The following is a 4,883-nucleotide window of genomic DNA, read 5'->3' as shown; positions in this document are numbered from 1 at the left end:
ATTCAGCCATACATTGCTGTATGGGTTGCTTTAACAGCATATTCTTGAGATCTCCCCAGGTAAGTGCAATAACTTTCAGCCCATCTAACCGCCAGATTTACTCCTTGAAGTTCTGGATAGCTATTTGACTTCGTTTTGTAAAGCAAACTCGTCCACTCCACTTAGCCTTGTATCTGTTTTTTGTTCATCGCTCCAGGACTTTGCCTTGGGCTTCCTTCAGATTCCACCTCACGATGGATACCCTTGCCTCAACTAGTAGTTCCTGCTACCTGACCCACAATGGACTTTCACCGCTTAGTTATTGAGCATGCTGGGTGCACAAAAAATAAACTGTCTATAAGAGATATTATTTCTCTATTATAGTTAAATTTAATTTTTCCAATTCATCTTTAACTTCCAAATAAGTTGTTCTTTTTGCCTTACTAGAATCAATTTCCACTATTTCTGTTTTGTTGGCTAGTTCTTTGAAAGTTTCTGCAATATTATCTTTATTTACTAATTCACCGTTAACATATATTTCGTCAGATTTTATTGTTATTAATGGTATTTTATCTTCTTCAATTTGATTTCCTAGGCCCTTTGTACCTTGTCCTCCTCCCCCAAGTCCAAATCCTTTAAAAGCAAACCCTATAAAGAATAATAAAGCTATGATTATTAAAATAAGTAAAACAATCAATTTCTTAATAATATCACCCCTTAATTATTGTATAAAAATGGTATTTCTGTAAAATAAATTCGGTCAGCACCGTATTTATTCTGTATTTCCTTTACTGCTTCCAACAACAAATTATATGAATAAAGAAAAACATTATCATCCATCTGTTTTATAGTTATTAGAACTAATTGGGGAATTCCGTTGTTTTTCAAAGAACTTTCTATTTTCTCTTCAAGAATGTTTAATTTACTTTCTCTAGTGTTTTCTGAGGCATACTGCTCATAGGTTATGGAAAAGTCTATTTTCTGGGTGTTTAAGAAAACTTCGGGCTCCTCACCTTGAATGGTTATATCCAGAACAAAGAAGTTCTCTTTTAAAGCTTCGTTTTTTATAAAGTAGTCTAAGTTGATTTCTTTGTTTTCCAATAGTTTTTTTATTCTTTCGAATTCATCTTCACTAATATCTTCTGGTAGTTCCACATCTTCAAAAGCTTTTTCAATGATATTGGATAGCTCTATGTAAAAATTTTTATAAAAAGTATTTTGTTTTTCCAACTTTTCGTTTTTGTTAGCTATTTCTTGAAGAAAGTTTGATTTTTCCTCTAAATCATTTTTAAGTTCGAAATTTTCTTGTGCTAACTCTATACTTTTGTTTGTTGCAACTTCAGCTTTTTCATTGGTTTCAGATATGTTAAATAAAAAAGCGAAAAGAAGTATCAACAGTATATCTACAAAAGGTGTAAGTTCAATTATCGTTCTTTTTTTCATTTCTATCACTCGCAGTCTTGATCATTGTATCTATTATATAATTGTTATCCTCTATTTTATGCGCTAACACTCCTTCTAATACTTTAAATAGTATTGCAAAAAGAAGACCAAAAAATGTCGAAGATAAAGCATTCGCAAAATTTTGAGTTATTACTTCAGAAGTGATTTCTGAAAGTTTCAAAAAAGAGATTACTGTACCCAAAATCCCCAAAAGCGGAAAAATACTAGTTATAGAACCATAATAAGAAAAACACTTGTTAATAGAGCTATTTTCACCTTCGATATATCCAAAGTTATTTTTTGCGTTAGAATTTTTGTACGTATCTCTGAAAAATTCGTAAAGTTCTAAATGTTCTGCCCTGTTAGGTCTTAATTTAGAAGAAAGATTCTTTGATTTAGCAAGAATCCGAAAAAATAAACCGAAGTTTACAACCCCAAAAAAACAATCAACCAATTTACCCAAAAAGAACCAAGAATATTTCCCAAAATAAAATCACCCCTTGTTTAGATTCTATATCTTAGTTAATTCCTAATTTTATCCTTTTTTCCTGAAAAAGGGCTCAATACGTATCCATTTTTCATATAACTAACTTTCATCCCCCATAATTCCTCCTATAAAACTCCTTATAATCCCCTGTTATAACCTTTTCCATCCATTCTTTGTTTTCAAGGTACCAATCTATCGTTATTTTTATACCTTCTTCAAACTTCGTCTCTGGTTCCCAGCCTAACTCTTCTTTTATCTTTCTTGGGTCTATTGCGTATCTTCTGTCATGGCCTAACCTGTCTTTCACATGTTTAATCAAACCTTCGTTTATCTTTTCGTCTTTTGTTTTTTCTTGTAAGTATTCTATTATTATTTTTACTATCTCTATGTTTTCCTTTTCGTTGTGTCCACCTATGTTGTATACTTCTCCACTTCTTCCTTTTTCAAATACAAGCTCTATCGCTTTACAATGATCTTCCACGTACAACCAATCCCTTATCTGTTTCCCATCTCCATACACGGGTAACTCTTTGTGGTTTAATGCGTTGTTTATCATTAGCGGTATGAGCTTTTCTGGGAATTGGTATGGTCCATAGTTGTTAGAACATCTTGTTATGTTCGTATTTAGTCCATATGTGTCGTGGTAAGCCTTTACTATTAGATCTGCACTCGCTTTACTTGCAGAGTAAGGACTGTGTGGATCAAGGGGTGTTTTTTCTGTGAAGTATCCCGTTGGTCCCAACGCTCCATACACTTCATCGGTTGATACTTGTAAGAATTTTTGGTTTTTTCTTTCATCGTAGTATTTTTTGAATACATGCAACAACGTTTGTGTTCCCAGTATGTTTGTTTTTAAAAATATCTGTGGGTCGTGTATCGATCTGTCTACATGACTTTCTGCTGCGAAGTTTATTATCCCTTCTATTTCGTTTTCTTGGTATATCTTTTCCAACAGTTCTATATCGTTTATGTCACCTTTTATGAAGGTGAACCTATTTTTTTCTTCTTCGTTTAATTTGGATAGGTTATCCAAATTCCCTGCATAGGTTAGTTTGTCTAACCCTATTATTTTTTTGTCTTTGTGTTTTCTTAGGTAGTAGTATACGAAATTGCTTCCTATGAATCCAGCTACCCCTGTTACTAGGATACTCAATTCATATCACTCGCAAATCTTAGAATGTATTGACCATATTCAGTCTTTTCATATTCTTTGCCTAATTTAATCAATTCTTCTTTTGTTATCCATTTGTTCCTGTAGGCTATTTCTTCCAAACAAGCGATGTATAAACCAGTTCTTTTTTGAATGGTTCTAACAAAGTCAGCGGCGTTGGCAAGTCCATCGTAAGTGCCGGTGTCTAGCCATGCAAAACCTCTTCCAAGAAGTTCGACTCTCAATTGTTGCTCTTTTAGATACTCTCTGTTTAAATCAGTAATTTCTAATTCTCCTCTTGCAGAAGGTTTCAAATTCTTAGCCTTTTCAATCACAGAGTTATCATAAAAGTACAATCCGGGAATAGCGTAATTTGACTTAGGTTTTGAAGGCTTTTCCTCCAAACTTAAAACATTTCCCTGTTCGTCAAACTCTACAACTCCAAACTCACTGGGATTAGTTACATAATAACCAAATATAACAGCACCTCTTTCCACCTCAGAGGCCTTTTGAAGCTTTGGACCAAAACCTTGACCATAAAACACGTTATCCCCAAGGATTAAACAAACACTGTCTTTACCGATAAAATCTTCGCCAACATTCAAAGCGTCTGCAAGTCCTCTTGGTTTCTCTTGAATCTCGTAATCTATCTTTAGTCCTAAATGACTTCCGTCGTTTAATAGCCTTTTATACATATCAATATATTCTGGATTAGAAATTATTAGAATTTCTCTTATTCCAGAAATCATGAGAACGGATAATGGATAGTAAATCATAGGCTTATCGTAAATAGGCAATAATTGTTTACTTATTCCCTTTGTTATTGGGTAAAGTCTTGTACCATTTCCCCCTGCAAGGATTATGCCTTTCATGGTTTAAACCTCTTATCATTAAAATCATTTTTAAAATAAGAAAACCAAATTAAGTCAACATAATCACCATTTCTATAAACATGTTTTTTAAAAATGGCTTCTTGATTAAATCCATATTTTTTATAAAATCTAATTGCTCTTAAATTCGAACTTAAAACATTTAAATATATCTTATTCAAATTGAGGGTGTAAAAACCATAATTTAGAATTTTATCTGTTGCTAATGAAGCAACATTTAGACCCCAATACTTTTTTCTTGTTACTATTGCATATTCGGCATTTTTGTCTATATAGCTAATATTTTTTAAACTAATGGTTCCGATATATTCATCATTTTCATTTGCAATAGCATAATGTATATTTCTCTTATCTTCCCAAGAAGTCTTGATAAATGAAATCATATTTTCTGTTGGAAAAGGATATCTTGTAAAGAGTAAGTTTCTAGAAATATCTTCATCTTCAGTGAATTCTTTCATATAATCAGCATCTGTTAACTTTAAAGGTCGTAATTTAATATCCATCCTTCAGCGTCACTCCCTTTTGTAAAGAAGTCAATTGATAAAAAATGAATACTGAGAGTAATTAGACTTTATTAAAATAGGTTTTACAACAAAAATAGTAAGTAAATATCTGGAGTAAAATTAAGCTTACCGTTTATTTACCCACACTTTTTGGGAGAGAACCAAAATTTTATTTTTTCTCTTAAGTTAAATATATTGGTATTTTTTTAATTTATCAATACTTACACCAAAGTCTTCAGAAAGTCTAATGTTACTTTCTCTAAATTTGTTTACAATAATCTTTTTGTGTTCTTCTGTAAATTTTGGAATGAAAACATAATTTCTTTTATATAACAATTTACTAAGAATTTTAAAAAAGGAAATTTCGTTATCCCAAGTATTTTTATAGGTAGAAAGTAATACATCAATAACTCTGTTGTTAGGTAATTTTT

8 protein-coding genes are annotated in these 4,883 nt (G+C 31.8%); all 8 read right to left on the bottom strand.

Annotation, left to right across the window (positions count from 1 at the left end):
• Positions 1-2: 2 nt before the first annotated feature.
• Entirely contained in the window at positions 3-146 is a 144-nt protein-coding gene (locus AA81_RS14180; RefSeq protein WP_169999635.1) for a hypothetical protein, read from the bottom strand.
• A 200-nt stretch (positions 147-346) separates the two neighbouring features.
• Positions 347-676 (bottom strand): hypothetical protein, encoded by a 330-nt coding sequence (locus AA81_RS06075; protein WP_103898542.1) that lies wholly within the window; start codon positions 674-676, stop codon positions 347-349.
• Between the two features lie 20 nt (positions 677-696).
• Complete coding sequence (locus tag AA81_RS06070; RefSeq protein WP_103898541.1) at positions 697-1,422, bottom strand: hypothetical protein; 726 nt, start codon at positions 1,420-1,422, stop codon at positions 697-699.
• Positions 1,400-1,885 carry a MotA/TolQ/ExbB proton channel family protein gene (locus tag AA81_RS06065; protein ID WP_103898540.1) on the bottom strand — a complete coding sequence of 162 codons (486 nt, stop codon included), beginning with the start codon at positions 1,883-1,885 and terminating at the stop codon, positions 1,400-1,402. The genes AA81_RS06070 and AA81_RS06065 overlap by 23 nt, the downstream gene beginning before the upstream one ends.
• 130 nt (positions 1,886-2,015) lie before the next feature.
• Positions 2,016-3,062, bottom strand: a complete 1,047-nt coding sequence (rfbB, locus tag AA81_RS06060; protein ID WP_103898539.1) for a dTDP-glucose 4,6-dehydratase — start codon at positions 3,060-3,062, stop codon at positions 2,016-2,018.
• On the bottom strand, positions 3,059-3,931 hold the full coding sequence (gene rfbA / locus AA81_RS06055; RefSeq protein ID WP_103078798.1) for a glucose-1-phosphate thymidylyltransferase RfbA: 873 nt from the start codon (positions 3,929-3,931) through the stop codon (positions 3,059-3,061). Before rfbA ends, rfbB begins: the two co-directional genes overlap by 4 nt.
• The gene (locus AA81_RS06050; RefSeq protein ID WP_103078797.1) at positions 3,928-4,452 is read right to left on the bottom strand and encodes a GNAT family N-acetyltransferase; all 525 of its coding nucleotides are present in this window, start codon (positions 4,450-4,452) and stop codon (positions 3,928-3,930) included. The genes rfbA and AA81_RS06050 overlap by 4 nt, the downstream gene beginning before the upstream one ends.
• Positions 4,453-4,638: 186 nt before the next feature.
• Positions 4,639-4,883: hypothetical protein (locus AA81_RS14175; protein ID WP_169999633.1), on the bottom strand; the 245-nt coding region annotated here is incomplete at its 5' end.

The sequence above is a fragment of the Petrotoga halophila DSM 16923 genome (assembly GCF_002924615.1).
The sequence above is the reverse complement of the archived record's forward strand: the minus strand, read 5'-3'. Positions and strand labels throughout refer to the sequence as shown.

Excerpts from the sequence above, each read along its gene's own strand:
- rfbA (WP_103078798.1), bottom strand. The coding sequence starts at position 3,931 with ATGAAAGGCATAATCCTTGCAGGGGGAAATGGTACAAGACTTTACCCA.
- AA81_RS06050 (WP_103078797.1), bottom strand. The coding sequence starts at position 4,452 with ATGGATATTAAATTACGACCTTTAAAGTTAACAGATGCTGATTATATG.
- AA81_RS06070 (WP_103898541.1), bottom strand. The coding sequence starts at position 1,422 with ATGAAAAAAAGAACGATAATTGAACTTACACCTTTTGTAGATATACTG.